Raw genomic sequence first — 24,255 nt, forward strand, 5'->3', positions numbered from 1 at the left:
CTTGAGAGTCTTGTTCATGGTCGTACTCCTCGGAGAGAGATTTGGTCAGTCACGGATGGGATCCGCTCGGAGATAGCTATGCACCGACCGTGCCAGTTTCTCTTTCGAAGAAAAACCACAACAAATTCAATCGATTAAAAATTCGCCCGATTTTCCGCGTGAAATGCGTCACACCCGGCCCTGCCCTCAGGTGACGTTTTCCGTCACCCACGCTGACGTCATACGTCAGCGCACGGGCACCTTACGCACCAGCTTGATGTCGGTCGCGCCCGAGAGGATCTTCTCGATCCCTCGCAGGCGTGAGGTGCACGCGACTTCGTTGGCGGCAGTAGGGGGCCGGTTCAGTCGGCCGGCGATGCTTGTACGGGGGTTGGCAGGATGAATCCCGCCCGACGGAGGCTTGATTGTTCGTCGAAAGGCCGGAGTTCTCCAGCCGTCTGCGTGGCATTCCGGGTGGCGTCGGCGCCGTAGCACCGTGGATCGAGGCTACCCCCTGCGGCTCAGGGTGTCGGCCATGCGCACCAGCGCGGCCTGGAGCGGGGCGAGTTCGACGGCAACGACTTGCCAGATGGCGCTGACATCGATGCCGAGGTAGTCGTGGACGAGAATGTTCCGGAAGCCGGAGATGGCGCGCCAGGGAATTTGCGGCTCGCCCGCCTTGATCGGCTCACTGAGGCGCTGACTCGATTCGGCCAACGTCTGTAGGTTGCGGACGACCGCATCTTGTATGAGGCGGGACTCGCGAAAGCGTTGCTCGTCACCCCCGGCATATTCCGCGATTCGGGCGATACATTCGAGCATGTGCTGAAGGTATACCTTGTCGGCCTCGTTTCCGGGTTTCACCGTTTGCCTTCAGAGCTGCCTGGCTTCGTTCAGCACTCGTGCGCGCATGGCTGGATGCAGCGCCGCCTCGGTGACGAGATCCACGTGTCTGCCGAGAATATCCTGGGCGTCCATGAGCAGTGCGCCAAGGGTAAAGCCCGAGGTGTCCGGAGCGGTTTCGACGAGCAGATCGACGTCGCTCGACGCGTCGGCATCGTCTCGCGCCATGGAACCGAATACCTTGATCGAACGAACGCCATAGCGCTCGGCCAGGGCACGAAGCTCGTCTCGATGGCGTTCGATGAGTGGATGCATGACTGACGTCTCACGGGCATCTGCCCGTTCTGTTGGATGGCTTTGAGTCTAGGCGAATCCGGGAAAAAGCAAAAGGGGCGCCCTGCACCATGCGGGTGGTCACGGCCCGATCCATCGGCGAGTCGAGGATGTCGCCGCTCTCTTTCGGCCGTTCCACAGGGGAGGTTTCAGCCGGCTGGCAATGGTTCCACGGGGGTTTGGCGGGATGAATTCGGCCCTACGGTGGCGCCGCGGGCGCTTGCCCGGGAGTTCCGCTTTTTCGGGACCGGTAACGTCAGCGCACGCACACCTTGCGCACCTGTTTGATGTCGGTCACGCCGGAGAGCACTTTCTCGATCCCGTCCTGCCGCAGCGTACGCATGCCTTCGTCGAGCGCCAGCACCAGCAGGTCGGCGACGCGGGCGTGTTCCTGGATGCGCTTCTTGGCGCCGTCGGAGCCGAGCATGAGTTCGTGCAGGCCGACGCGGCCGCGGTAGCCGTTGGTGCAGTCGGCGCAGCCAACGGCTTTGTAGAGGGTGAATTGGCCGTTCTTGTTGGCGAAGTCGCGCTGCCAGCGGTGGGCGACGGCTTTGCGGGCGGCGTCGGCGTCGGCGATGAAGGGGGGCGTGCTTTTCAGGTCGAGGCAGTATTCGTCGAGCAGGCTGGAGAGTTCGTCGCTGTCGGGGTGGTAGGCGGTCTTGCACTTGGTGCACAGCCGCTTGGCCAGGCGCTGGGCGAGGACGCCGAGCAAGGCGTCGGCGAAGTTGAAGGGGTCCATGCCCATGTCGAGCAGGCGAACGATGGACTCGGGCGCGCTGTTGGTGTGCAGGGTGGAGAACACCAAGTGGCCGGTGAGCGAGGCTTCGAGGCCGACGGCGACGGTTTCGCGATCGCGCATTTCGCCAACCATGATGACGTCGGGATCGGCGCGCAGGAAGGCGCGCATCATGGTGGCGAAGTCGATGCCGGCCTTGCGGTTGACCTGCACCTGGCGCAGGCCTTTCTGGGTGATTTCGACCGGGTCTTCGACGGTCCAGATCTTGGTCTCCGGCGTGTTGATATGGCCGAGGATGGAGTGCAGCGTGGTGGTCTTGCCGGAGCCGGTGGGGCCGCAGACGAAGAAGATGCCGTAGGGCTGGGCGATGGCGCTTTCGAGTCGCGCCAGGTTGTGCGGCGACAGGCCGAGCTGGTCGAGCGGGATGGGTTCGCTGTTGGCGAGAATGCGCATCACCACATCTTCCATGCCGCCAGCCGTGGGGATGGTGGCGACGCGTAGCTCGATGTCGAGCGCGGCGTACTTGCGAAACTTGATCTTGCCGTCCTGCGGCTTGCGGCGCTCGGAGATGTCGAGGTCGCACATGATCTTGATGCGCGTGACGAGCGGGCTGCGGTAGCTGGCCGGCACTTCGATGTAGGGCACCAGGGTGCCGTCCTTGCGGAAGCGGATAAGCGTCTTGACCTTGCCGGGGCGTGGCTCGATGTGGATATCGGAGGCGCCCTGCTTGTAGGCGTCGACGATGATCTTGTTGACCAGCTTGACCAGTTCGTTGTCGGAGGCGGCCGAGAGATCCTCGGCCACCGAGCCGTCCTGCTCTTCGTCGGCCAGGTCGGAGAGCAGGTCATCGACCGAGCCGAGGTCGAGGCTGGCCTCGAAGAACTGATCGACCGTCTTGCGGAAATCGCGATGCGTCGTGGCGCGAAAGGCGATCTTCTTGTTCGGGAAGACGTTGTGCGCCACCCGCGAGGCGCGCGTCTGCTCGGGGTCGGTGGCCATCACGATGATGCCTTCCTCGGTTTCCTCGAGGGGCAGCCAGTGGCTTTGTTCGACGAAGTCGCGCTTGATGTTCTTGAGCAGATCGACTGGTTTGATGCGATCGCCGCGGTAGGGCTCGTAGGGCACATTGAAGCAGCGGGCCACGGCGTCGCCGATGTCGGCGAGCGACAGGCCCATGTCGTCGATCAGCACATCTTCGGTGGAGACCTTCCGGTCGCGCGCCTTGAGGCCGGCGGCTTCGAGTTCCTGGGCGGACAGCTGGCCGTCGGTGACCAGCAGGTCGTAGCGCGAGCGCGGTTTGCCCTGGACGCGGACGCGTTGGGCAAACGCCACGCCCAGCGTCTGCGCCAAGCCCAGCAAGCCCTCTTCGGCAATCGGGGAGAACGGCTTGCCATCGGTGGCGTTGATGAGCTGCAACACGCCCAGCAGATCGCTGCCTTCGGGCGCGAGTATCGGCGCCACCAGCATCTGCCGGCTATGGTAGCCGGTCACCTCGTCGACTTCCTTGCGGAATTCGAGGCGGGGCGAGATGCGCTTGAGCGCGGCGGCGTCGTACACATCGGGCAGGTTCAGCATCTTCTTGGAGAAGGCCACGTAGCCGGCGATGCTGTTTTCGGAGATTGGCAGGCGGATGCTGTTGACCGTATGCAGACCGGTCTTCACCTTGGAAACGATCGCGGTGCGCGCCTCGTCGAGCGTGTAGATGGTCAGCCGCTCGGCGCCGAACAGGGCGCACAGGTCGGCCGACAGCTCGAAGATGATTTCGTCGATGTTCTGGGTGGCGTGAATCCGGTTGGTGACCGTCTGCAAGCCTTTGAAGAAGGCGAGACGGCTGCCCACATCCCCGCTCGAGGGGCTTTTGCCAGCGACTTTCATGGTGCTCGATCCCTGCACGATGTCATGGTCCCGACCGGCGCGAACGCGACGGCCCCTGTCATTCTAGCGGCATCCGGCGCGATCGCGGCAGGACCGGCGCAGCTCAGAAGCTCAGCACCTGATCGTTGGCCAGCATCGTCGGCCGCAGGTGGCCGCCGTAGACGCCGATTTCCGCCATCGTCCGCTCGGCATGTCCCGGCTTGAGATGGCTGATGTGCACCTGCGGCCGGCAGGTGAGCGCATCCAGAAAGTGGGCGAGCAGACTGGGGCAAAGGTGTCGCGAGGCCATCGCCAGGCCGTGCATCACGTCGGAAAAGGCGGTCTCGACGACCAGGTGACGCAGCGCCGGCTGGCGGTTGATGGCATCGATGAGCGGCGGATGGTAGGTGGTATCGCCGGTGTAGATCAGCTGGCCCTCGCCGCTGTCGAGGCAATAGGCTGCCGCCGGCACCGTGTGCAGCGCCGGCAGCGAGGTGATCCGGCGCCCGTCGAGCGCCACGCTCTCGCCGACCTTGAGCACCTGGAAGCGCATGAACGGCCGGTGCCGGTCCGGAATGGCGCTGAAATCCGGCCACACCAGCCAGTTGAAGATGTGGGAGCGCAGGATCCGGATGGTTTCGACCGTGCCGTACACGGTGATCGGCGCACGCCGGTCGTTGCCCACTGTGTCGACCAGCAAGGGAATGAAGCCGATGTGATCCAGGTGGGCATGGGTGATGAAGACGTGATCGATCCGCAGCAGTTCGGCATAGTCGAGCACGCCGACGCCGGTGCCGCAATCGATCAATATGTCGTCATCGACGAGAAATGCGGAAGTGCGCATCTCGTGACCGCCGATGCCGCCACTACACCCCAATACCCTGAATTTCATTGCTGAAGCCCGCGCCCGGCGGCCGTCCCGCCTATCGGGAATACCCCGGATCCATGGAGGCTAGCATCGTGGCTGCGCGCTGACCGAGAACTACGTCACGGCGCCATCCGGCATCCGGCGTCGACGCGGGAGACTCAGGTGCCGCTTTTCAGGAAAAACTCCATCTTCACCCCGGCGATCTCGATGATGTCGTGATCGTTCAGGCGATGAGCTTGCGCGCCGAGCGGCGTGCCATTGACCACCGGGAAGGTCGAGCCTTCCACATGGGTGATGAAATAGCCGTGAGGCCGACGGGTGATGACGGCCACCTGAACGCCGGGCTTGCCCAGCGTGGTCAGCGATTTTTTCAGCTCCAGTTCGCGCCCCGTGTTCGGGCCCGACAACACCTGGATCATCCCGGCCGCCGCATCATCGGCAGGCGCCGCGGAGGCAGGCTTCGGCGAGGTCCGGCTCACGGCCCCTGCCCGATCGAGGATCTGGGTCGACTCGGGATCGACCGACACCATCGCGTCATCGGTACCGACCACGGTATCGGTCGCAGGCACATCCGGCACCGACACCTCCACCTCGGGGTCGGCCATGACGGGCTTGAGCGCTGCGGTATCGACGAAGTCGGTCAGCGGGCCGGACGCGGACGCCTGTTCGACGACGAACTTGATCCGGTATTTGCCCAACTCGACCACATCATTGTTCTGCAGCGCGCATTTCTTGACCGGCTGGCCGTTCACATAGGTGCCGTTGGTGCTGTTCCGGTCTTCGAGGAACGCATCGTCCAGGATCGCGGTGATCACCGCATGCTCGCCGCTGATGGCCAGATTGTCGATCTGGATGTCGTTGTGCGGCTTGCGCCCGATCGTGGTCCGCTCCTTGGTCAGCGGGATTTCCTTGAGCACCAGCCCATCCATGCTGAGGATCAATTTCGGCATCGTGTCACGTCCTGTCCGGAGGTTCCGGCTACGTCCTGCGCGCCGGGAACGGCCGCAGCACCTTGATCAAAACTACGGTGATGTTGTCACGACCACCCCGGTCGTTGGCAAGCTGAACCAGATGATCTGCCGCCAGCGCCAGATTGGCGGACAAGGTTTCGCACACCAGGGCAATGTCTTCGTCGTCGAGCATGTCGGTCAGGCCGTCCGAGCACAGCAGGTAGACATCCCCGACCCGCGCCTCGTGCAGGGCCACATCCGGCACCACGGCAGCTTCCACGCCCAGCGCGCGGGTCAGCAGACTGCGGCCCGGTGCGACCCGAGCCGCATCGGCACTCATCATGCCGCCATCGACCTGCTCCTGCAACAAAGAATGGTCTCGCGTCAGCTGAACCAGTTCATCGGGCCGATAGCGGTACATGCGCGAGTCGCCGACATGCGAGACCAGCACGGTGTTGTCGTGAAAGCGCGTGGCCACCACGGTCGAGCCCATACCGTGAAGCGCCCGGTCCTTGCGGGCCGCGGCGATCACTTCGGTATTCGCGCGCATGGTCGCCTGGCGCAACTCGGCGAGCATCTCGGAGACACTGGCCGCCTCGCTGGCACGCAGGCGGCCGGCCACGCTATCGGCCACCAGCCGGGCGGCCACATCGCCACCCTGGTAACCGCCCATGCCATCGGCCAGCACGGCCCAGTGCGATGCTTCATCGAAGAGGCAGACGTCCTCGTTGCGCTGACGCATCCGTCCCGTGTCGGTACGCGACGCCATCTGCAACGCGCCCGTCTCCTGGTTCTGGACCTCCATCAACCCGCCTCTCTATCGGCCATTCCCGACCGTTCACCTGGTTCCGACGCAGCCGGCAACGGCTGTCACAGCTCATGACTACGGCATCGGTGCGCAAGACTTCACGTCCGCCCTTCGGCGAGGGCCACACATTTTCACATACCCCGCCCGACGGGGCAGCGAAAAACATAACGAAAGTAAGAGAACGCTCCGCACTCGGCCAAGAAAAACGCCGGCACTCGCCGGCGTTTTTCCGAGCGCAAGATCGCTCAGAGCATGGCTTTGAGCAGCTTGCCCATCTCGGAGGGGTTGCGGGTCACAGTAAAGCCGCACTCTTCCATGATGGCGAGCTTGGCATCCGCCGTGTCTTCGCCGCCGGAGATCAGCGCGCCGGCATGGCCCATGCGCTTGCCGGCCGGTGCGGTGACCCCTGCGATGAAACCGACCACCGGCTTCTTCATGTGCTCCTTGCACCAGCGCGCGGCTTCCGCCTCGTCCGGACCGCCGATCTCACCGATCATGATGACTGCATCGGTGTCGGGATCGTCGTTGAACATGCGCATCACGTCGATGTGCTTCAGGCCGTTGATGGGGTCGCCACCGATACCGACGGCAGACGACTGGCCGAGGCCGAGATCGGTCAGCTGGGCAACCGCTTCGTAGGTCAGCGTGCCGGAACGCGACACGACGCCGATACGGCCCTTGCGGTGGATGTGGCCCGGCATGATGCCGATCTTGATTTCCTCCGGCGTGATCAGACCCGGGCAGTTGGGGCCCAGCAGCAGGGTTTCCTTGCCGCCGGCGGCCACTTTCTGCTTCATCTTGTTGCGCACTTCGAGCATGTCACGAACCGGAATGCCTTCGGTGATGCAGATGGCCAGATCGAGGTCGGCCTCGCAGGCCTCCCAGATGGCAGCCGCGGCGAACGGGGGCGGCACGTAGATCACCGACACGTTCGCGCCCTGCTGCTCCTTGGCATCCTTCACGGTGCCATAGATGGGCACGCCTTCGAAGTCCTCGCCGGCGCGCTTCGGGTTCACCCCGGCCACGAAGCAGTTCTGGCCGTTGGCGTAGTCGCGGCACATGCGCGTGTGGAACTGGCCGGTCTTGCCGGTAATACCCTGCGTGACGACGCGGGTGTCCTTGTTGATGAGAATCGACATGCTTGTATCCCCTTACTTGCCCGCAACCGCGGCAACGATCTTCTCGGCAGCTTCGGCCATGGTGTCCGCAGCGATGATGGGCAGGCCGGATTCGGCCAGGATCTTCTTGCCCAGATCCTCGTTGGTGCCCTTCATGCGCACGACCAGCGGCACCGTCAGGTGCACTTCCTTGGCCGCGGCGACCACGCCGGTGGCGATGGTGTCGCAACGCATGATGCCGCCGAAGATGTTGACCAGGATGCCCTTGACCTTGGGGTTCTTGAGCATGATCTTGAAGGCTTCGGTCACCTTCTCGGTCGTCGCGCCACCACCCACGTCGAGGAAGTTGGCCGGCTCGGCGCCGTACAGCTTGATGGTGTCCATGGTCGCCATGGCCAGACCGGCGCCGTTGACCAGGCAGCCGATGTTGCCGTCGAGGCTGATGTAGGCCAGATCGTACTTGGACGCTTCGATCTCGTCGGCGTCTTCTTCGGCCAGATCGCGCAGCGCGACGATGTCGTCATGGCGATACAGCGCGTTGGAATCGAAGTTGAATTTGGCGTCCAGCGCCTTGATGTTGCCGTTGCCTTCGAGGATCAACGGGTTGATTTCCGCCAGCGAAGCATCTGTTTCCATGTAGCAGGTATACAGCTTCTTGAGCGTATCGACAGCCTTGTCGAGCGATGCGGCAGGCACGCCGATGCCATTGGCCAGCTCGGTGGCTTGCGCGTCGGTCAGGCCGACGAGCGGGTCGACGAAGACCTTGATGATCTTCTCGGGGGTCTTGGCCGCCACTTCCTCAATGTCCATGCCGCCTTCCGAAGAAGCCATCATGGCCACCTTCTGGGTCGCGCGATCGGTCAGCGCGGCCACATAGTATTCTTTCTGGATGTCGGCGCCTTCTTCGATCAGCAGACGGCGAACCTTCTGGCCTTCCGGGCCGGTCTGGTGCGTCTTCAACTGCATGCCGAGAATTTCGTCCGACAGCGCCTTCACCTCATCCACGGAGCGCGCCAGCTTCACGCCGCCGCCCTTGCCGCGGCCACCCGCGTGGATCTGCGCCTTGACGACCCACACCGGTCCGCCCAGCTCTTCGGCCGCTTTGACCGCTTCGTCCACCGAGAAACATGCGATGCCACGCGGGGTGGTCACGCCGAACTTTCTCAGCAGCTCTTTTGCCTGATACTCATGAATCTTCATGGTTGCCCTTCGATGGAAGCCGCATCTCCACACGGAGATCACGGACATTTAGGTTGAACGGGTCAATTCGGGGCCCACACCCCACGACACCCACCGATCTCCCTCGTTCGGCAGGCACCGCTGCACCGGCAAGAATGCGCCGATGCGTGCGACACACATCCGCAACGCGCACGAATTTACGCAAGGCGAAAGCCCCGGAATTATAGCCGAATTCGCGCAGGCCGCGACGCGTCACCGGGCCATGCCGCCAAGCCCCCGGTATGCCGCGCCCCGGCTAGACGTCGCCGTCGACCGCGTCGGGCGAGGGCGCGCGATACCAGGCCGGATAGTATTGCCGCACCGTCTCGCTGTCGGTCGCCAGCGCGTGGCAACGGTCCAGCTGGAACGGCTTTTCCGTATCGTTGACATTGTCTTGCATGAAGGTGGCGAAGGTCTGCACCGCCGCCGTCGGCAGGCTCAACAACAGCTCGGAGATGTGGCTGCAGCCAGCGGTCGCAAAGAAGCGGGCACGAACGGCCTCGCGAAACCCGCGCATGAGGTTCAGCCCGACCAGGGCGTCATAGGCCGGAGCGATGCGCTCGCAACTGCCCGGATACGGCACCCACTCCGATTCGGCGTGGGCGTCCAGGATGGTGAAGTTGCGGTCGATCAGCACCGATACCCGCATCCGGTGCACCGGGTCGCCCTTCTTGCGCATCCCCGACGCCAACGGATAGTCGACATCCTTGACGTCGACCAGCACCGCGTCGAGCTCGACCAAACCGTCGTCCCGGAAAAACCCCTCGATCTCGATGCGCCGCACCTGGGCGCGCTGGCGGCCAACCCCGCCGGACAATTTCGCGTTCATTATAACGTACGCAATCGTATGGAAACGCCCTCATGATACCGCGGGAACTCGGCAGTGCCGTGCCCCATGCCTCCTCCGCAGACCAAAGGCGGCGGGCCGCCATGCCGACACGCCCCGCCAAGCCCCCGCACCGGTGCCAAAAGCCCACAAAACTGTGTGCCTTTTCGTGCATCGGCGCATACAAAGGGCCCATTTGAAGGCAAGTTCATTACAATGTGCTTCAAATTAATTCGCGATCATTCGAATTCATAAGGCTTTTCCGATCGAACGATGAACTCGCCGCTTCGCCCGACCTTGCTCTTGCTGTGGACGCTGGCCGTCTTGCCGGCGACGACGCACGCCATCGGCTTCGGCGAGATCATCAGTCAGTCCGCCATCGGCGAGCCGTTTCGCGCCGAGGTCAGGCTCCACGGGCTGCGCCCCAACGAAAGTGCCAACTGCTTGCGCACTGTGCCCGGCCCCGACAGCTCGGACGGCATTCCAGCGGTGCTCAACACCCAGATCGCCATCGACATGCGCGCGGGCAATCCCGTGGCTGTCGTCACACGCCGCCAGGCGGTGCACGACCCCATCGTCCGCCTGACTCTCGAAGAAACCTGCAGCGCCCGGCTCAAACGGACCTACACCCTCCTCCTGCCCTCGCCGATCGCCGCCCCCGTCCCACCGGTCGCAGCCCGCGCGACGCCCGCCCCCTCCCCGACAGCGACCGACGCCAAACCGGCCCCGGTCACCACCGCTGCGCTCGGCGGCGCCTGGACGCTGACGGCAGACGCCTCCATCAACCAACTGGCCCGGCAGCTCTTTCCGGCGAGCCGTGAAGACCGGATCGGTTTCATCCGGGCCACCCGCGCCCTGAACCGGGCCGACCGCAGCATCCGCTCGTCCCGGCAGACGCTCGCCGCCGGCTCGACGCTGCAATTGCCGACACGCGAAGCCATCGCGGCCGCCCATCCGGCCCCCGTCGAAGCAGCCGCACCGGCCGCAGCCCCGACCCGGGCGCGACCGCCCGCCCCTGCGCCCGACACGGCACCGCCCGCCGACACGCCACCGCCCGCAGCCGCGGCGGACGCGCCGCCCAACGGCGACCGCCTCTCGCTCTCCGGCGACACCGCCGGCCTCGACGGATTCAAGCTCTCACAGCAACTGGGCGATCCGGGCCTGATCGATCGCACCACCGAGGCCGAACGCGAACTGCTCAGACGCGAGCAGCAGCTGATCATGAAGCTCGACGAGCAGATCACCGCCCGCCTCGAGCTCACCGACCGGATCGCGCGCATCGAAGAAATCCAGCGCGCCCTGGCCGCCCAACTGGGCTCGTCGGCAACGAGCGTCGCCGACGCCACCACCGCTCCGGCCGCGGCACCCGCTCCAGCACCGGCCCCGACCGAAGCCCCCTCCGCCCCCGCGACGTCCGCCTGGCAGACGCTGCTCGACTGGCTCCCCCTGGCGCTGGCCGGCCTGCTGGCAACCTTGCTTGCCGCCTGGTTAGTGCGCCGGCGCCGTAGCGCTCCGGTCGCCGACAACGCGCCGGACGAAACGCCGACCACGCCGCCCCGGGCTGAAGCGCGCGCCATGCCGGTGCCTCAGGCCGGCGAGAGCTTCGATTTTTCGCCCGTCGAATGGGACGGATCCATCCCCGCCGAACTCCAGCACAGCGTTGCGCCGATCGCCATCGAAGAGGCCGACCTGTCGGCCGAGCATGAATCGGCGGTCGAACTGGCCGACATCATGATGTCTTTCGGCCGCATCCAGGGGGCCGCCGAAACGCTGGCCGAGTTCATCCGCAGCAACCCGAAGCAGGCGGTCACCCCGTGGCTCAAGCTCCTGGAAGTCTATCGGGCGGCCGACATGCGCGACGATTTCGAGGTGATTACGCGGCAACTGAACAAGACTTTCAACGTCAAGATCGTCGGCTGGGACGAATTCGACACGGTTCGACAGACCACCGACTCGGTCGAGCAGATGGCACACATCGTCAAGATGCTCACCGACACCTGGATGACCGTCGATTGCCAAGCCTATATCCAGCGCCTGCTGCGCGATAACCGCGACGGGGCGCGACAGGGCTTCCCGATCGCGGTGGTCGACGACTTGCTGATGCTGATGGCGGTTCTGGAAGACCGTCTCGGCCCCTATCAGCATGACGACGCCGAACTCGACGAAACGCCGATCGACCTCAGCACCCCCCTCGACGACACGCCCCCCGAAGAGGCCGAGTCCCCCGCCGACACCGACGCCCCGGCGTCGAAGAACACTCCCTTGCCCGACCTCGATTTCCACCTTGATTCGGGCGACACCCCAGTCCTGGGTGACAACGACACCAATCTGTCCGAAACCCACCCGCTGGGCGAGCTCGGGCGCAAAGATCAGGAGTAGCTTCGCCCCGTCCTCACACGGGGTTGTCGACGTCGACGAATTCGCATGTCAGCCCGAGGCCCGCGAGATGTTCGCCCAGCGCCTGCACGCCGTAGCGCTCGGTCGCATGATGGCCGGCTGCGATATACGGCACCCCGGACTCCCGGGCCAGATGCACCGTCGGCTCCGAGATCTCGCCCGACACAAACAGGTCGCATCCGGCCGTGATCGCCGATTCGAACATCGACTGTGCCGCCCCGGTGCACCAGGCCACCCGCCGCACCGTCCGCGCGCCATCGCCCACCAGCAGCGCCTCGCGATTCAGGCTGCGGCTCAAGGCCTGCGCCACCGCTTCTGCCGACATCGCCTGCGCCACCTCGCCGATCTGTCCCACCGACTGCTCCCCAAAACTGCCTGTCGCCGTCCAGCCCATGCGTCGGGCCAACTGCGCGTTGTTGCCAAGCTCGGGGTGCACATCCAGCGGCAGGTGATAGGCCAGCAGGCTGATGTCGTGGGTCAGCAAGGTACCCAGCCGCCGCTTGCGCAGCCCCACCACCCGGGCATCCTCGCCCCGCCAGAAATAGCCGTGATGCACCAGAACGGCATCGGCGCCGCGGGCCACGGCGGCATCCAGCAAGGCCTGGCTCGCCGTTACCCCGCACACGATGTGCCCGACCTCGGCCCTTCCTTCCACTTGCAAACCGTTTGGGCAATAATCCTTCATTGCCGCCACATTCAGCAGCGAATCCAGGTAGCGCTGCAGTTCACTCAATTGCATATGCCCATTCTCCTTCCCGTCGGCCGGACGCTCTTCGCGCGCCTCCGCCCATGATGCACCGACTGTGGCTGACTTTCGCACAGGCGGTCACCGTTGCCGTGGCGATCGTCTTCGTGCTGATGACCTTCAAGCCCGAATGGCTCGCCCCGGCGCCGACCACCGTCATCGCCGTTCAGGGCGAAGCGCCCGCCGGCACCCCGAGCGCAGTTCCCGCATCGCCAGGCTCCTATGCCAGCGCGGCGCGCAAGGCGCTGCCGTCGGTGGTGCACATCTTCACCAGCAAGGAAATGCAGACCCCGCGCAGCCCCTTCCTGGATGATCCGATTTTCCGCCATTTCTTCGGCGACCGCCTCGGCCCGCGCCCGGAGCAACGCACGTCCGGCCTGGGCTCGGGCGTCATCGCGAGTTCCGACGGCTACATCCTGACCAACAATCATGTCATCGAAGCGGCCGACGCCATCGAGGTGGCGCTCAACGACGGCCGCAAGTTCGAGGCCAAACTGGTGGGCCGGGACCCTGAAACCGACCTTGCCGTCCTGCGCATCGAAGCCGGCGTCGACCTGCCGGCGGTCACCTTTGCGCCGACCGAGTCGCTGACCGTGGGCGATGTCGTCCTGGCCATCGGCAACCCGTTCGGCGTCGGCCAGACCGTCACCATGGGCATCGTCTCGGCGCTGCAGCGCAGCCACCTGGGCATCAGCACCTTCGAAAACTTCATCCAGACCGACGCAGCCATCAACCCGGGCAACTCCGGCGGCGCCCTGGTCAATAGCGAAGGCGCGCTGGTCGGCATCAATGCGGCCATCTATTCGCGCTCGGGCGGCTCGCTCGGCATCGGCTTCGCCATCCCGGTGACCTTTGCCAAGGATGTGATGGACCAGATCATCCGCACCGGCCGCGTGACACGCGGCTGGATCGGCGTCGAGATCCAGGACATCACCCAGGAATTGGCCGAATCGTTTGGCTTGCCGGATACCAAGGGCGCCCTCATCGCCGGCGTGATGCGCGGCGGCCCGGCCGACAAAGGGGGCATTCAGCCCGGCGACGTGCTGGTGGCGATCGAGGCCCAAGCCATCCCCGATCCGCAGCGCATGCTCGAACTGGTGGCGGCGCTGCCGCCGGGCGCCAGTGCCCGCTTTCTGGTCCGGCGCAAGGGGCGAGAGCTGGAACTGCCGGTCAAGATCGGCCGCCGCCCCACCCTGCCGCGCCCGCAGTAGGGCCGCGACGCCTCAGCTGCGCGTCACTTCGCTGCCCGGCTCGACCGCCTCTTCCGGCGTGGGCCGCGCGACGAAGCGGGCGCAGATGATCCCCAGTTCGTAGAGCAAGCACATCGGCACCGCCAGCATGAACTGCGAGATCACGTCCGGCGGCGTCACCACGGCAGCAATGACGAAGGCGCCGACGATCACGTATGGCCGCGCTTCTTTCAGTTTGGCCTGATTGACGATGCCGAACTTGGCCAGCAGCACCACGGCCACAGGCACCTCGAAGGTCAGCCCGAACGCGAGAAACAGGGTCATCACGAAGGAGAGATACTGCTCGATGTCCGGCGCGGGCGTGATGCTCTTCGGGGCAAACTCATTGATGAAACCGAACACCATCTTGAACACGAAGAAGTAGCAGAACGCCATGCCGAGCAGAAACAGCACCGTGGTCGCCAGCACCAGCGGAATCGCCAGGCGCTTTTCGTGGGCATAGAGACCGGGGGCGATGAAGGCCCAGGTTTGGTACAGCACCACCGGCAGCGCACAGACGAAGGCGACCATCAGCGTCACCTTGACCGGCACGAAGAACGGCGTGACCACCCCGGTGGCGATCATGCGCGTGCCTTGCGGCAGCGACTGCATCATCGGCAGCGCCAGCAGATCGTAGATCTGGCCGGCCCACGGCATCAGGCAGACGAAAACCACCAGCACCGCGGCCACCGCCCGCAGCAGGCGGTCACGCAGTTCGATCAGGTGGGCAATGAAGGTTTCCTGTCCGGAGTCGGTCATGCCTTCGGCTCCTTGGAGGCAGGTGCGGCGGGCTCGGCATCGAGCCCCAGCGCCAGTTGGTTGTCATCGCGCTCGGGCGGTCTGTGGTTGGCGGCGATGTCGTCGGCCACGGTCTGGGCGATGGCCCGCTCGGCGTCCTTGATCGCCTCTTCGTCGGTCGCATCGGGCGATTGGGTCGCCGTGCCGGCCGGCGCCTCGGCAGTGCTCTTGACCGACTTGGCCGCATCATCCAGATCGGCCTGCACCGCAGCGGCCTGCCCGCGCAAACCACTTTCCAGGTCCCGCGCCGAGTCGGTCATTTCTTTCTGCAGCTTCTTGAGGTCTTCCAGGTGCATTTCGCGCTGGATGTCCGACTTCACGTCACCGACATAGCGCTGCAGCCGTCCCAGCATATGGCCGACGGTGCGCGCCACCTTCGGCAGGCGCTCCGGGCCGATCACCACCAGACCGACAATGGCGATGATCATGAGTTCGGTGAAACCGATATCGAACATGGCGTCCCTGCACAGACGAAAGCAAAAACAAGGGGCCTACTCAGCGAGGCCCCCCGTGTCAGACCCGCGATCGGTCAAGAATTGTTGATCTTTTCCTTGGCTTCCGCATTGATGGTCTTGCCATCGAGCTGCTCGGGCTTGGCCGGCTCGCTGCCGCTCTCGGCTTCACGCACGCCTTCCTTGAAGCCTTTCACCGCACCGCCCAGGTCCTGGCCGATATTGCGCAGTTTCTTGGTGCCGAAGACAAGCATCACGATGACCAGAACGATCAGCCAGTGCCAGATACTGAATGAACCCATCAATAACTCCTCAACGCTTCAACATGGGTGGCAAGACATCCGGCCCACCAACGAAATGGATGTGCAAATGATACACCTCCTGCCGACCGACCCGCCCCGTGTTGACCAGGGTGCGGAATCCGTCGGTGCAACCGTGCTCGATCGCCAGGCGCGAACCGGTCTGCAGCAGCTTGCCCATCAGCAGGGCGTCCTCGGGCCGGGTATCGGCCAGTGAGGCGATGTGCTGCTTGGGGATCGCCAGCAGGTGCACCGGCGCCACCGGATTGATGTCATGGAAGACGACCATGTCGTCATCCTCGAAGACCTTCTTCGCCGGAATGGCGCCAGAGGCAATTTTGCAGAAGATGCAGTCGGACATAAGCGTGGTTTACCCTGCCGTGCGTGATTTCTTTTCATCGATGCCGGAGACGCCCTCGCGGCGACGGAACTCCGCCAGCACGTCGTCGACGGTAAGGCCGAAGTGTGACAGCAGCACCATCGTGTGGAACCACACGTCGGTCACCTCCCACACCAGGTGCAGGCGATTGCCGTCCTTGGCCGCCATGATCGTCTCGGCCGCCTCTTCGGCCACCTTCTTGCAGATGGCGTCGGTGCCCTTGGCGTAGAGACTGGAGACATAGGACGCATCCGGACTCGCCGCCTTGCGTTCGGCCAGGGTGGCGGCCACCCGGTGCAGCACTTCGATATCGATCATCCGTAAATCTCCTTCGGGTCTTTCAGAACCGGGTCGGCCGCTTCCCAATGCCCGGACTCGCCGAGGCGCTGGTAGAAACAGCTCTTGCGTCCTGTGTGGCAGGCGATGCCACCGGCCTGCTCGATCTTGAGCAGCACCACGTCGTTGTCGCAGTCGGTGCGGATCTCGAGCACCTTCTGGGTGTGGCCGGATTCCTCGCCCTTGTGCCACAGCTTGCGCCGCGAGCGCGACCAATACACCGCCTCGCCGCGCTCGGCGGTCAGCGCCAGCGCCTCGCGGTTCATGAAGGCGAACATCAGCACGTCGCCGGTGGCGGCATCCTGGGCGATCACCGGCACCAGGCCGTGGTCGTCCCACACGATGTCGTTGAGCCAGCGGTTGGGCAGTTCGATCATAGCCGGACCTCGATGCCGCGCTCGCGCATGAAGGCTTTCGCCTCCTGCACGGTGTGCTGGCCGAAATGGAAGATGCTGGCCGCCAGCACCGCGTCTGCGCGGCCTTCGGACACACCTTGTGCCAGGTGCTCCAGCGTGCCGACCCCGCCGCTGGCGATGATCGGGATGCGCACCGCGTCGGAGATGGCGCGGGTCAGGCCGAGGTCGAAACCGTTCTTGGTGCCGTCGCGGTCCATGCTGGTGAGCAGGATCTCGCCGGCGCCCAGCGCTTCGATGCGCCGCGCCCAGTCGATCGCGTCCAGCCCGGTGTTGCGGCGGCCGCCGTGGGTGAAGACTTCCCACTTGCCCGGCGCCGTCTGCTTGGCGTCGATGGCCACCACGATGCACTGGCTGCCGACCTTGCCACTGGCTTCGGCAACGATGTCGGGGTTGGTGACCGCCGCGGTGTTGATGCTGACCTTGTCGGCGCCGGCATTGAGCAGGCGGCGCACATCGGCCACCGTGCGCACGCCACCGCCCACGGTCAAAGGAATGAACACCTGCTCGGCCACCTGTTCGACCACATGCAGGATGATGTCGCGGTCGTCGGAGCTGGCGGTGATGTCGAGAAAGGTGATCTCGTCGGCGCCCTGCTCGTCATAGCGCCGCGCCACTTCCACCGGATCGCCCGCATCGCGCAGTTCAACGAAATTCACGCCTTTGACGACGCGGCCGGCACTGACGTCGAGACAGGGGATGATCCGTTTTGCGAGCATGTCTAGTCTGCCAGTTCGTCGGCACGGGCTTGCGCGGCGCGGAAGTCCAGCGTGCCCTCGTAAATGGCCCGACCGGTGATCGCCCCGACCACGCCTTCGCTCTCGACAGCGCACAAGGCTTCGATATCGGTCACCGAGGCGATGCCGCCGCTGGCGATGACCGGAATGTGCAGGGCCTGGGCGAGCCGCACCGTGGCCTCGACATTCACGCCCGACAACATGCCGTCGCGGCCGATGTCGGTGTAGATCACGCCTTCGACCCCGTAGTCCTCGAATTTCTGCGCCAGGTCCACCACGTCATGCCCCGTCAGTTTCGACCAGCCATCGACCGCCACCTTGCCGTCCTTGGCGTCCAGGCCGACGATGATGTGACCGGGGAAGGCGCTGCAGGCATCCTGCAGGAAGCCCGGGTTCTTGACCGCGGCGGTGCCGATGATCACATAGCTGATGCCGTCGTCGAGGTAGCGCTCGATGGTGTCGAGATCACGGATACCACCGCCGAGTTGCACCGGGATGTCATCGCCCACGGCCTCGACGATCATCTTGATCGCCTCTTCATTGACCGGCTTGCCGGCAAACGCGCCATTGAGGTCGACCAGATGCAGGCGACGTGCGCCCTGGGCCAGCCAGTGCCGGGCCATGGCTGCCGGATCGTCGGAGAACACGGTGGCATCGTCCATTTCGCCCTGTTTCAGGCGGACACAATGACCATCCTTGAGGTCGATAGCAGGTATGAGCAGCATACGAGTGAGTCGTCTAGGCGTAAGAGAAATCGGCGTGGCGCCCTGAACTCAGGGCGTCCAGTGCATGAAATTGGTCAGCAGCTGCAGGCCGGCGCGGGCGCTCTTTTCGGGGTGGAACTGCACCGCAAAAATGTTATCCCGTGCCACCGCACTGGTAAAGCGCAGGCCGTAGTCGGTATGCGCGGCGGTCACCGCAGCATCGGCCGGGTCCACATAGTAGCTGTGAACGAAATAGAAACGATCGCCGTCGGGGATGTCGCGCCACAGCGGGTGTTCGCCATGGTGCCAGACTTCGTTCCAGCCCATGTGCGGCACCTTCAGACGCTGCCCGGCGGCATCGACCATCTTGGCCTCGGGAAAGCGGCGCACCTGGCCGGCAAAGATGCCCAGCCCGGCCACGTCGCCCTCTTCGCTGTGCTCGAACAGCATCTGCTGACCGATGCAGATCCCGAGGAAGGGCTTGGTCGCCGCCGCGGCCACCACCGCCTGGTGCAGGCCGCGCGCCTCCATCTCGGCCATGCAGTCGGGCATCGCGCCCTGGCCGGGAAACACCACCCGCTCGGCGCGCATCACCACCTCCGGATCGTCGGTGACGCGCACGGCGGCGCCACCGGCCACATGGACGATCGCCTTCTCTACCGACCGCAGGTTGCCCATGCCGTAATCGATGACGGCCACATCAGTCATGGTGGTGCTCACAGAACAGGTTGAAAAAGGAAGCGGAACGCCGGATCAGAGCGCGCCCTTGGTCGAGGGCACGACGCCGGCCAGGCGAGGATCGACCTCGGCGGCGGCACGCAGCGCGCGGCCGAAGGCCTTGAAGATGGTCTCGCACTGGTGGTGGGCGTTGTCGCCGCGCAGGTTGTCGATATGCAGCGACACGCCGGCATGATTGACGAAGCCCTGGAAGAACTCGCGCGCCAGATCGACATCGAAATTGCCGATGCGCGCCCGGGTGTATTCGACGAAATAATGCAGGCCGGGGCGGCCGGAGAAATCGACCACCACCCGCGACAGCGCCTCGTCGAGCGGCACGTAGGCATGGCCGTAGCGGCGGATGCCCTTCTTGTCGCCCAGCGCCTTGGCAAAGGCCTGGCCCAGGGTGATGCCGACATCCTCGACGGTGTGATGGTCGTCGATGTGCGTGTCGCCCTCGCAGGTGATGGCCAGATCGATCACGCCGTGGCGGGCGATCTGGTCGAGCATGTGATCGAGAAAGGGCACGCCGGTGTTCAGCTCGGCGGCGCCGGTGCCGTCGAGATCGATGCGCACCGAGATCTTGGTTTCGAGGGTGTTCCGGGTAACGTCCGCTTGCCGCATGGTGATGGCCTCCGGACGCTTGCGCACCCGGCCAATACTGATGGTTGAGGCGGCCATGATACCATCGCCCACGCCGAGTTTGTCTCTTTCACTGCCCGCCAAAACCCACGCCATGAGCCGATTCTGGAGCGACACCGCCCGCCGCCTGACCCCCTATGTCCCGGGCGAACAGCCCCGCATGGACAAGCTGGTCAAACTCAACACCAACGAGAGCCCCTACGGCCCCTCGCCACGCGCCATCGAGGCCATTGCACGGGCGGCCAGCGAAGATCTGCGCCGCTATCCGGACCCCAATTCCGAGGCGCTCAAGGCAGCGCTGGCCCGCTACCACAGCGTGACGCCGGCACAGATTTTCGTCGGCAACGGCTCGGACGAGGTGCTGGCCCACGCCTTCATGGCCCTGCTCAAGCACGATGCGCCGCTGCGCTACCCGGACATCACCTACAGCTTCTACCCGGTGTATTGCGGGCTGTTCGGCATCGAGGCCGCGCCGATCCCGCTCACCGACGCGCTCGAGATCGACCCGGCGGACTATGTCGGCGGCGCCGGCCCGATCATCTTCCCCAACCCCAACGCACCCACCGGCCGGCTGCTGCCGATCGCGGCCATCGAGCAGATCCTGGCCGCCAATCCGGACGTGCCGGTGGTGATTGACGAAGCCTACATCGACTACGGTGGCGAAGCGGCCATCCCGCTGATCGACACGCACCCCAACCTGCTGGTCACCCGTACCTTTTCCAAGTCGCGCGCACTGGCCGGGCTGCGGGTCGGCTACGCGGTGGGCAGCGCCGAACTGGTCGAAGGCCTGGAGCGGGTCAAGAACAGCTTCAACTCCTACCCGCTGGGCCGCCCGGCGCAGGCCGGCGCGATTGCCTCGGTCGAAGATGAACCGCACTTCCGCGACAGCTGCGCGCGCGTCATCGCCAGCCGCGAGTGGCTCGGCCGCGCGCTGACCGAACTGGGCTTCGAGGTGCTGCCCTCCGGCGCCAACTTCGTCTTCGCCCGCCACCCCAACCATACCGGCGTGGCGCTGGCGGCGGCCCTGCGCGAACGGGCGATCATCGTGCGCCACTTCAAGCTGCCGCGCATCGACGACTACCTGCGCATCACGGTCGGCACCGACGAGGAATGCGCGGCGCTGGTCGAGGCCCTCAAAGAGCTGGTGTAAACCCGCCGGCGTTAACGGACAACAGGCCGCATGCAGCGGCCTGTTGGATGATCGGGGCACGCCGAATCAGCGCGTCGTAGCCCGGATGCAGGCCGAAGGCCGGAATCCGGGAACAGCGGCTGAGCCGGCAAAGCGCCCTGGGTTCGACGGGCGCAGGCGAATCAGCCGCTGTTCCCGGATTTCGCTGCGCTGCATTCGGGCTACGCTTTCACCCGATATCGCGCCGACGCCGCGTGCGCCTGCAGGCCCTCACCGTCGGCGAGCGTTGCCGCGATCGGGCCGAGCGTCTGCGCGCCGGCCTCGGACACCTGGATCAGGCTGGTGCGTTTCTGAAAGTCATAGACGCCCAGCGGCGATGAGAAGCGTGCGCTGCGCATGGTCGGCAGCACATGGTTGGGCCCGGCGCAGTAGTCGCCCAGCGCCTCGACCGACCAGTGGCCGACGAAGATCGCGCCGGCATGGCGGATCTTGCCGATCCAGGCCTCGGCGTCTTCCATCGACAACTCGAGGTGCTCGGGCGCGATGCGGTTGGCGATGGCACAGGCTTCGTCCAGATCGCTCACCTTGATCAACGCACCGCGATTGGCCAGCGAGGTGGCGATGGTGTCGCGACGCGGCATGTCCGGCAGCAGCTTGGCGATGGACGCGGCCACCGCGTCGATGAAACCGGCGTCGGTGCACAGCAGGATCGACTGCGCCAGCTCGTCATGCTCGGCCTGGGCGAAGAGATCCATGGCCACCCAGTCCGGGTTGCCGCTGCCGTCGGAGATGACCAGCACTTCGGACGGCCCGGCCACCATGTCGATGCCTACGGTGCCGAAGACACGCCGCTTGGCCGAGGCCACATAGGCGTTGCCCGGCCCGACGATCTTGTCCACCTGCGGAATCGTCTGCGTGCCATAGGCCAGCGCGGCCACGGCCTGGGCGCCGCCGATGGTGAACACCCGGTCCACCCCGGTGATCGCCGCGGCCGCCAGCACCAGCGGATTGCGCTCGCCGTCGGGTGTGGGCACCACCATGATCAGCTCGCCGACCCCGGCCACCTTGGCAGGGATCGCGTTCATCAGCACCGAACTGGGGTAGGACGCGCGCCCGCCGGGCACATACAGACCGACGCGGTCGAGCGGCGTGACGATCTGGCCCAGCCGCGTGCCGTCGGCCTCGGTGTAGTCCCAGGATTCGACGATCTGGCGGCGGTGATAGGCCTCGACCCGCTCGGCCGCCGTCTTGAGAGCGGCGCGCTGCGCCTCGGGCAAGCCGTCGAGCGCCGCCTGCAGCGCCGCTTCCGGCAGCTCCAGCGCCGCCATGTGGTCGACGTCCAGCCGGTCGAAGCGGCGGGTGTACTCGATGACAGCCGTGTCGCCGGTGTTGCGCACCGCGGCGAGGATGTCGGTGACAGCGTTCTCGATGCGCGAGTCGGTCCCGCTCTCGAAGGCCAGCAAGGCATCGAGGGTGGACAGGAACTCCGGCTCGCGGGCATCGAGGCGGCGAATCTGTGGCGAGTTCATGGTTTCACGGCTCCGGCAAAAGCATCGATCACCGGCTGCAACAGTTCGCGCTTGACCTTGAGCGCCGCCTGATTGACCACCAGCCGCGAGCTGATGTCCATGATGTCCTCGACGGCTTCGAGGTGGTTGGCACGCAAGGTGTTGCCGGTGGAGACGAGATCGACGATGGCATCCGACAGGCCAACCAGCGGCGCCAGCTCCATCGATCCGTAGAGTTTGATCAGATCCACATGCACGCCCTTGGCGGCGAAATGCTCGCGCGCCGACTTGACGTACTTGGTGGCCACACGGATCCGGCTGCCCGGCCGGGACGCGGCCGCGTAGTCGAAGCCCTCGGGCACCGCCACGCACAAGCGGCAGCGGGCGATGTTCAGATCCAGCGGCTGGTACAGGCCGGCGCCGCCATGCTCGATCAGCACGTCGCGCCCGGCGATACCCATGTCGGCAGCGCCGTATTGCACATAGGTCGGCGTATCGCTGGCACGCACGATGACCAGCCGCACCTCGGGCCGGTTGGTGCCGATGATCAGCTTGCGCGACTTCTCGGGGTCGTCGGTCGGCGTGATACCCGCGGCTGCCAGCAGCGGCAGCGTCTCTTCGAAGATGCGTCCCTTGGACAGGGCGATCGTGATGCCGGACACAGGGATTCCTTGAATTCGTCCAAAAACCGGATGTTACCGGAGCCTCAGGCCACTCGCCTGACCTGCGCGCCGAGCGCGGAGAGTTTCTGCTCCAGGTGCTCGTAGCCACGGTCGAGGTGGTAGATGCGCTCGATCAGGGTCTCGCCCCCGGCCACCAGGCCGGCCACCACCAGGCTGGCCGAGGCGCGGAGGTCGGTGGCCATCACGGTGGCGCCGTCGAGGCGCGCCACGCCGGTGACCACCGCGGTGTTGCCGTCGATGCGGATGTCGGCGCCCAGGCGCTGCAACTCCACCGCGTGCATGAAGCGGTTCTCGAAAATCGTCTCGCGGATCACCGCCGTGCCCTCGGCCACGCAGTTGATGGCCATGAACTGGGCCTGCATGTCGGTAGGGAAGGCGGGGTACGGCGCGGTGCGCAGGCTCACGGCCTTGAGCCGCTCGGGCGCGCGCAGGCGGATCTCGTCGCGCTCGACATCGATCTCGCAGCCGGCGTCGAGCAGCTTGTCGACCACGATGTCGAGGTAGGCCGAAGAGGTGCCGGTGAGGCGGATGTCGCCGCCGGTGGCTGCCGCGGCACACAGGTAGGTGCCGGTCTCGATGCGGTCGGGCATGATCTGGTGGGTCGCGCCATGCAGCGCGTCGACGCCCTGCACCCGGATCACGTCGGTGCCGGCGCCGGAGATGCGCGCGCCCATGGCCATCAGGCACTTGGCCAGATCCACCACCTCGGGCTCGCGCGCGGCGTTTTCGATCACCGTCTCGCCCTCGGCCAGGCAGGCGGCCATCATCAGGTTTTCGGTGCCGGTCACGGTGACCATGTCGGTGAACAGGCGCGCGCCTTTCAGGCGGGTGGCTTCGGCATGGATGTCGCCATGCTCCACCTTGATCTGCGCGCCCATCGCCTGCAGACCCTTGATGTGCTGGTCCACCGGCCGCGCGCCAATGGCGCAACCGCCGGGCAGGCTGACCCGCGCCTCGCCGCTGCGCGCGACCAGCGGGCCGAGCACCAGGATGGAGGCGCGCATGGTCTTGACCCGCTCGTAGGGGGCGACCGGGTTGCTCAGAGCGCTGGCGTCGAGCGTGACGGTGCCGGCAGCCTCGTCGCGGTCGACCTTGACGCCCATCTGGGCGATCAACGCCAGCAGGGTGCGGATGTCCTGCAGCTGCGGCACATTGGTGAAGCTCACCGGCTCGCGGGTGAGCAGTGCGGCACAGAGAATCGGCAGCGCGGCGTTCTTGGCGCCGGAGATGCGCGCTTCACCGGTCAGGCGGGTGCCGCCGGTAATCAGCAGTTTGTCCATGCGCGCTTACAGCCCCAGTTCCTGACGCACCGTCGCCCATTGCTCGGGCGTGTAGGTCTGCAGCTGCAGGGCGTGGATCTCGTTGCCCATCAGCGAGCCGAGCGTGGCATACACAGCTTGGTGCTGGCGCACCTTGGGCTTGCCGGCGAACTCGGCGCTGACCACCACGCCGGAGAAATGGACGCCGTCGTCGCCTTGGATTTCGACGAAGTCGCAAGGCAGGCCTTGCTGGATCAGGCGGGAGATTTCGGAGGCTTCAAACATGTGTGTACTT

27 protein-coding genes are annotated in these 24,255 nt (G+C 65.4%); 3 read left to right on the forward strand and 24 right to left on the reverse strand.

From position 1 onward, the window contains the following. Window positions 1-486: 486 nt before the first annotated feature. The 9 genes from I8J34_RS15775 to I8J34_RS15815 form a co-directional block, all read right to left on the reverse strand. A complete protein-coding gene (locus I8J34_RS15775; protein ID WP_214362590.1) occupies window positions 487-843 on the reverse strand; it encodes a HepT-like ribonuclease domain-containing protein in 357 nt (118 codons plus the stop codon). Between the two features lie 9 nt (window positions 844-852). Then, a complete protein-coding gene (locus tag I8J34_RS15780) occupies window positions 853-1,137 on the reverse strand; it encodes a nucleotidyltransferase family protein (protein WP_214362591.1) in 285 nt (94 codons plus the stop codon). Window positions 1,138-1,411: 274 nt separating this feature from the next. Beyond that, window positions 1,412-3,766 (reverse strand): GspE/PulE family protein, encoded by a 2,355-nt coding sequence (locus I8J34_RS15785; RefSeq protein WP_214362592.1) that lies wholly within the window; start codon window positions 3,764-3,766, stop codon window positions 1,412-1,414. Window positions 3,767-3,869: 103 nt separating this feature from the next. Next, the gene (locus tag I8J34_RS15790) at window positions 3,870-4,637 is read right to left on the reverse strand and encodes a 3',5'-cyclic-nucleotide phosphodiesterase (protein WP_214362593.1); all 768 of its coding nucleotides are present in this window, start codon (window positions 4,635-4,637) and stop codon (window positions 3,870-3,872) included. A 134-nt stretch (window positions 4,638-4,771) separates the two neighbouring features. Further along, window positions 4,772-5,563 (reverse strand): FHA domain-containing protein, encoded by a 792-nt coding sequence (locus I8J34_RS15795; RefSeq protein WP_214362594.1) that lies wholly within the window; start codon window positions 5,561-5,563, stop codon window positions 4,772-4,774. Between the two features lie 28 nt (window positions 5,564-5,591). Beyond that, the gene (locus I8J34_RS15800; RefSeq protein ID WP_230411869.1) at window positions 5,592-6,332 is read right to left on the reverse strand and encodes a Stp1/IreP family PP2C-type Ser/Thr phosphatase; all 741 of its coding nucleotides are present in this window, start codon (window positions 6,330-6,332) and stop codon (window positions 5,592-5,594) included. 284 nt (window positions 6,333-6,616) lie between these two features. Then, a complete protein-coding gene (gene sucD, locus I8J34_RS15805) occupies window positions 6,617-7,510 on the reverse strand; it encodes a succinate--CoA ligase subunit alpha (RefSeq protein WP_214362596.1) in 894 nt (297 codons plus the stop codon). Between the two features lie 12 nt (window positions 7,511-7,522). Continuing rightward, a complete protein-coding gene (gene sucC / locus I8J34_RS15810) occupies window positions 7,523-8,689 on the reverse strand; it encodes an ADP-forming succinate--CoA ligase subunit beta (protein ID WP_214362597.1) in 1,167 nt (388 codons plus the stop codon). A gap of 274 nt (window positions 8,690-8,963) precedes the next feature. Then, the gene (locus tag I8J34_RS15815) at window positions 8,964-9,536 is read right to left on the reverse strand and encodes a DUF2889 domain-containing protein (RefSeq protein ID WP_214362598.1); all 573 of its coding nucleotides are present in this window, start codon (window positions 9,534-9,536) and stop codon (window positions 8,964-8,966) included. Window positions 9,537-9,806: 270 nt separating this feature from the next. Here I8J34_RS15815 and I8J34_RS15820 point away from each other — a divergent pair, with 270 nt between their 5' ends. Continuing rightward, window positions 9,807-11,912: a type IV pilus assembly protein FimV gene (locus I8J34_RS15820; RefSeq protein WP_214362599.1), complete on the forward strand. Its 2,106-nt coding sequence runs from the start codon at window positions 9,807-9,809 to the stop codon at window positions 11,910-11,912. Window positions 11,913-11,925: 13 nt separating this feature from the next. On the opposite strand, the gene I8J34_RS15825 is transcribed toward I8J34_RS15820, so the two are convergent. After that, window positions 11,926-12,669, reverse strand: a complete 744-nt coding sequence (locus I8J34_RS15825) for a Nif3-like dinuclear metal center hexameric protein (protein ID WP_214362600.1) — start codon at window positions 12,667-12,669, stop codon at window positions 11,926-11,928. Window positions 12,670-12,722: 53 nt separating this feature from the next. Here I8J34_RS15825 and I8J34_RS15830 point away from each other — a divergent pair, with 53 nt between their 5' ends. Beyond that, a complete protein-coding gene (locus I8J34_RS15830) occupies window positions 12,723-13,886 on the forward strand; it encodes a Do family serine endopeptidase (protein ID WP_214362682.1) in 1,164 nt (387 codons plus the stop codon). 12 nt (window positions 13,887-13,898) lie between these two features. On the opposite strand, the gene tatC is transcribed toward I8J34_RS15830, so the two are convergent. The 10 genes from tatC to hisB all read right to left on the reverse strand — a co-directional run bounded on the left by tatC (window position 13,899) and on the right by hisB (window position 19,363). Next, a complete protein-coding gene (tatC, locus tag I8J34_RS15835) occupies window positions 13,899-14,663 on the reverse strand; it encodes a twin-arginine translocase subunit TatC (protein ID WP_214362601.1) in 765 nt (254 codons plus the stop codon). Further along, the gene (gene tatB, locus I8J34_RS15840; RefSeq protein WP_214362602.1) at window positions 14,660-15,157 is read right to left on the reverse strand and encodes a Sec-independent protein translocase protein TatB; all 498 of its coding nucleotides are present in this window, start codon (window positions 15,155-15,157) and stop codon (window positions 14,660-14,662) included. The genes tatC and tatB overlap by 4 nt, the downstream gene beginning before the upstream one ends. 74 nt (window positions 15,158-15,231) lie before the next feature. Beyond that, window positions 15,232-15,456: a Sec-independent protein translocase subunit TatA gene (tatA, locus tag I8J34_RS15845; protein WP_214362603.1), complete on the reverse strand. Its 225-nt coding sequence runs from the start codon at window positions 15,454-15,456 to the stop codon at window positions 15,232-15,234. 10 nt (window positions 15,457-15,466) lie between these two features. Then, complete coding sequence (locus I8J34_RS15850) at window positions 15,467-15,814, reverse strand: histidine triad nucleotide-binding protein (RefSeq protein ID WP_214362604.1); 348 nt, start codon at window positions 15,812-15,814, stop codon at window positions 15,467-15,469. 9 nt (window positions 15,815-15,823) lie between these two features. Next, window positions 15,824-16,150, reverse strand: a complete 327-nt coding sequence (locus I8J34_RS15855; RefSeq protein ID WP_214362605.1) for a phosphoribosyl-ATP diphosphatase — start codon at window positions 16,148-16,150, stop codon at window positions 15,824-15,826. Beyond that, entirely contained in the window at window positions 16,147-16,545 is a 399-nt protein-coding gene (gene hisI, locus I8J34_RS15860) for a phosphoribosyl-AMP cyclohydrolase (RefSeq protein ID WP_214362606.1), read from the reverse strand. Before hisI ends, I8J34_RS15855 begins: the two co-directional genes overlap by 4 nt. Then, window positions 16,542-17,300, reverse strand: a complete 759-nt coding sequence (gene hisF, locus I8J34_RS15865; protein ID WP_214362607.1) for an imidazole glycerol phosphate synthase subunit HisF — start codon at window positions 17,298-17,300, stop codon at window positions 16,542-16,544. Before hisF ends, hisI begins: the two co-directional genes overlap by 4 nt. 2 nt (window positions 17,301-17,302) lie before the next feature. After that, window positions 17,303-18,043, reverse strand: a complete 741-nt coding sequence (gene hisA, locus I8J34_RS15870) for a 1-(5-phosphoribosyl)-5-[(5-phosphoribosylamino)methylideneamino]imidazole-4-carboxamide isomerase (protein WP_214362608.1) — start codon at window positions 18,041-18,043, stop codon at window positions 17,303-17,305. A gap of 48 nt (window positions 18,044-18,091) precedes the next feature. Continuing rightward, window positions 18,092-18,730, reverse strand: a complete 639-nt coding sequence (gene hisH, locus I8J34_RS15875) for an imidazole glycerol phosphate synthase subunit HisH (RefSeq protein ID WP_214362609.1) — start codon at window positions 18,728-18,730, stop codon at window positions 18,092-18,094. A gap of 45 nt (window positions 18,731-18,775) precedes the next feature. Further along, on the reverse strand, window positions 18,776-19,363 hold the full coding sequence (gene hisB, locus I8J34_RS15880; RefSeq protein WP_214362683.1) for an imidazoleglycerol-phosphate dehydratase HisB: 588 nt from the start codon (window positions 19,361-19,363) through the stop codon (window positions 18,776-18,778). Window positions 19,364-19,475: 112 nt separating this feature from the next. Here hisB and hisC point away from each other — a divergent pair, with 112 nt between their 5' ends. Continuing rightward, entirely contained in the window at window positions 19,476-20,531 is a 1,056-nt protein-coding gene (hisC, locus tag I8J34_RS15885) for a histidinol-phosphate transaminase (RefSeq protein WP_214362610.1), read from the forward strand. Window positions 20,532-20,731: 200 nt separating this feature from the next. Here hisC and hisD read toward each other — a convergent pair whose 3' ends face one another. Genes hisD through I8J34_RS15905 form a run of 4 tightly spaced genes read right to left on the reverse strand, consistent with a single transcriptional unit; the run spans window position 20,732 to window position 24,245 of the window. After that, window positions 20,732-22,039 carry a histidinol dehydrogenase gene (gene hisD, locus I8J34_RS15890; protein WP_214362611.1) on the reverse strand — a complete coding sequence of 436 codons (1,308 nt, stop codon included), beginning with the start codon at window positions 22,037-22,039 and terminating at the stop codon, window positions 20,732-20,734. Then, on the reverse strand, window positions 22,036-22,680 hold the full coding sequence (gene hisG, locus I8J34_RS15895) for an ATP phosphoribosyltransferase (protein ID WP_214362612.1): 645 nt from the start codon (window positions 22,678-22,680) through the stop codon (window positions 22,036-22,038). Before hisG ends, hisD begins: the two co-directional genes overlap by 4 nt. A 44-nt stretch (window positions 22,681-22,724) precedes the next feature. Continuing rightward, window positions 22,725-23,981 carry a UDP-N-acetylglucosamine 1-carboxyvinyltransferase gene (gene murA, locus I8J34_RS15900; protein ID WP_214362613.1) on the reverse strand — a complete coding sequence of 419 codons (1,257 nt, stop codon included), beginning with the start codon at window positions 23,979-23,981 and terminating at the stop codon, window positions 22,725-22,727. A gap of 6 nt (window positions 23,982-23,987) precedes the next feature. Then, a complete protein-coding gene (locus I8J34_RS15905) occupies window positions 23,988-24,245 on the reverse strand; it encodes a BolA family protein (protein ID WP_214362614.1) in 258 nt (85 codons plus the stop codon). Window positions 24,246-24,255 lie beyond the last annotated feature (10 nt).

Origin of the sequence: Denitromonas iodatirespirans (genome assembly GCF_018524365.1) — a bacterium.
Classification (GTDB): domain Bacteria; phylum Pseudomonadota; class Gammaproteobacteria; order Burkholderiales; family Rhodocyclaceae; genus Nitrogeniibacter; species Nitrogeniibacter iodatirespirans.

Bases quoted from the DNA above. Each gene is read 5' to 3' on its own strand.
- I8J34_RS15780 (WP_214362591.1), bottom strand. From the start codon at position 1,137: ATGCATCCACTCATCGAACGCCATCGAGACGAGCTTCGTGCCCTGGCC.
- I8J34_RS15785 (WP_214362592.1), bottom strand. From the start codon at position 3,766: ATGAAAGTCGCTGGCAAAAGCCCCTCGAGCGGGGATGTGGGCAGCCGT.
- I8J34_RS15790 (WP_214362593.1), bottom strand. From the start codon at position 4,637: ATGAAATTCAGGGTATTGGGGTGTAGTGGCGGCATCGGCGGTCACGAG.
- I8J34_RS15795 (WP_214362594.1), bottom strand. From the start codon at position 5,563: ATGCCGAAATTGATCCTCAGCATGGATGGGCTGGTGCTCAAGGAAATC.
- I8J34_RS15800 (WP_230411869.1), bottom strand. From the start codon at position 6,332: ATGGCGTCGCGTACCGACACGGGACGGATGCGTCAGCGCAACGAGGAC.
- sucD (WP_214362596.1), bottom strand. From the start codon at position 7,510: ATGTCGATTCTCATCAACAAGGACACCCGCGTCGTCACGCAGGGTATT.
- sucC (WP_214362597.1), bottom strand. From the start codon at position 8,689: ATGAAGATTCATGAGTATCAGGCAAAAGAGCTGCTGAGAAAGTTCGGC.
- I8J34_RS15815 (WP_214362598.1), bottom strand. From the start codon at position 9,536: ATGAACGCGAAATTGTCCGGCGGGGTTGGCCGCCAGCGCGCCCAGGTG.
- I8J34_RS15820 (WP_214362599.1), top strand. From the start codon at position 9,807: ATGAACTCGCCGCTTCGCCCGACCTTGCTCTTGCTGTGGACGCTGGCC.
- I8J34_RS15825 (WP_214362600.1), bottom strand. From the start codon at position 12,669: ATGCAATTGAGTGAACTGCAGCGCTACCTGGATTCGCTGCTGAATGTG.
- I8J34_RS15830 (WP_214362682.1), top strand. From the start codon at position 12,723: ATGCACCGACTGTGGCTGACTTTCGCACAGGCGGTCACCGTTGCCGTG.
- tatC (WP_214362601.1), bottom strand. From the start codon at position 14,663: ATGACCGACTCCGGACAGGAAACCTTCATTGCCCACCTGATCGAACTG.
- tatB (WP_214362602.1), bottom strand. From the start codon at position 15,157: ATGTTCGATATCGGTTTCACCGAACTCATGATCATCGCCATTGTCGGT.
- tatA (WP_214362603.1), bottom strand. From the start codon at position 15,456: ATGGGTTCATTCAGTATCTGGCACTGGCTGATCGTTCTGGTCATCGTG.
- I8J34_RS15850 (WP_214362604.1), bottom strand. From the start codon at position 15,814: ATGTCCGACTGCATCTTCTGCAAAATTGCCTCTGGCGCCATTCCGGCG.
- I8J34_RS15855 (WP_214362605.1), bottom strand. From the start codon at position 16,150: ATGATCGATATCGAAGTGCTGCACCGGGTGGCCGCCACCCTGGCCGAA.
- hisI (WP_214362606.1), bottom strand. From the start codon at position 16,545: ATGATCGAACTGCCCAACCGCTGGCTCAACGACATCGTGTGGGACGAC.
- hisF (WP_214362607.1), bottom strand. From the start codon at position 17,300: ATGCTCGCAAAACGGATCATCCCCTGTCTCGACGTCAGTGCCGGCCGC.
- hisA (WP_214362608.1), bottom strand. From the start codon at position 18,043: ATGCTGCTCATACCTGCTATCGACCTCAAGGATGGTCATTGTGTCCGC.
- hisH (WP_214362609.1), bottom strand. From the start codon at position 18,730: ATGACTGATGTGGCCGTCATCGATTACGGCATGGGCAACCTGCGGTCG.
- hisB (WP_214362683.1), bottom strand. From the start codon at position 19,363: ATGCGGCAAGCGGACGTTACCCGGAACACCCTCGAAACCAAGATCTCG.
- hisC (WP_214362610.1), top strand. From the start codon at position 19,476: ATGAGCCGATTCTGGAGCGACACCGCCCGCCGCCTGACCCCCTATGTC.
- hisD (WP_214362611.1), bottom strand. From the start codon at position 22,039: ATGAACTCGCCACAGATTCGCCGCCTCGATGCCCGCGAGCCGGAGTTC.
- murA (WP_214362613.1), bottom strand. From the start codon at position 23,981: ATGGACAAACTGCTGATTACCGGCGGCACCCGCCTGACCGGTGAAGCG.
- I8J34_RS15905 (WP_214362614.1), bottom strand. From the start codon at position 24,245: ATGTTTGAAGCCTCCGAAATCTCCCGCCTGATCCAGCAAGGCCTGCCT.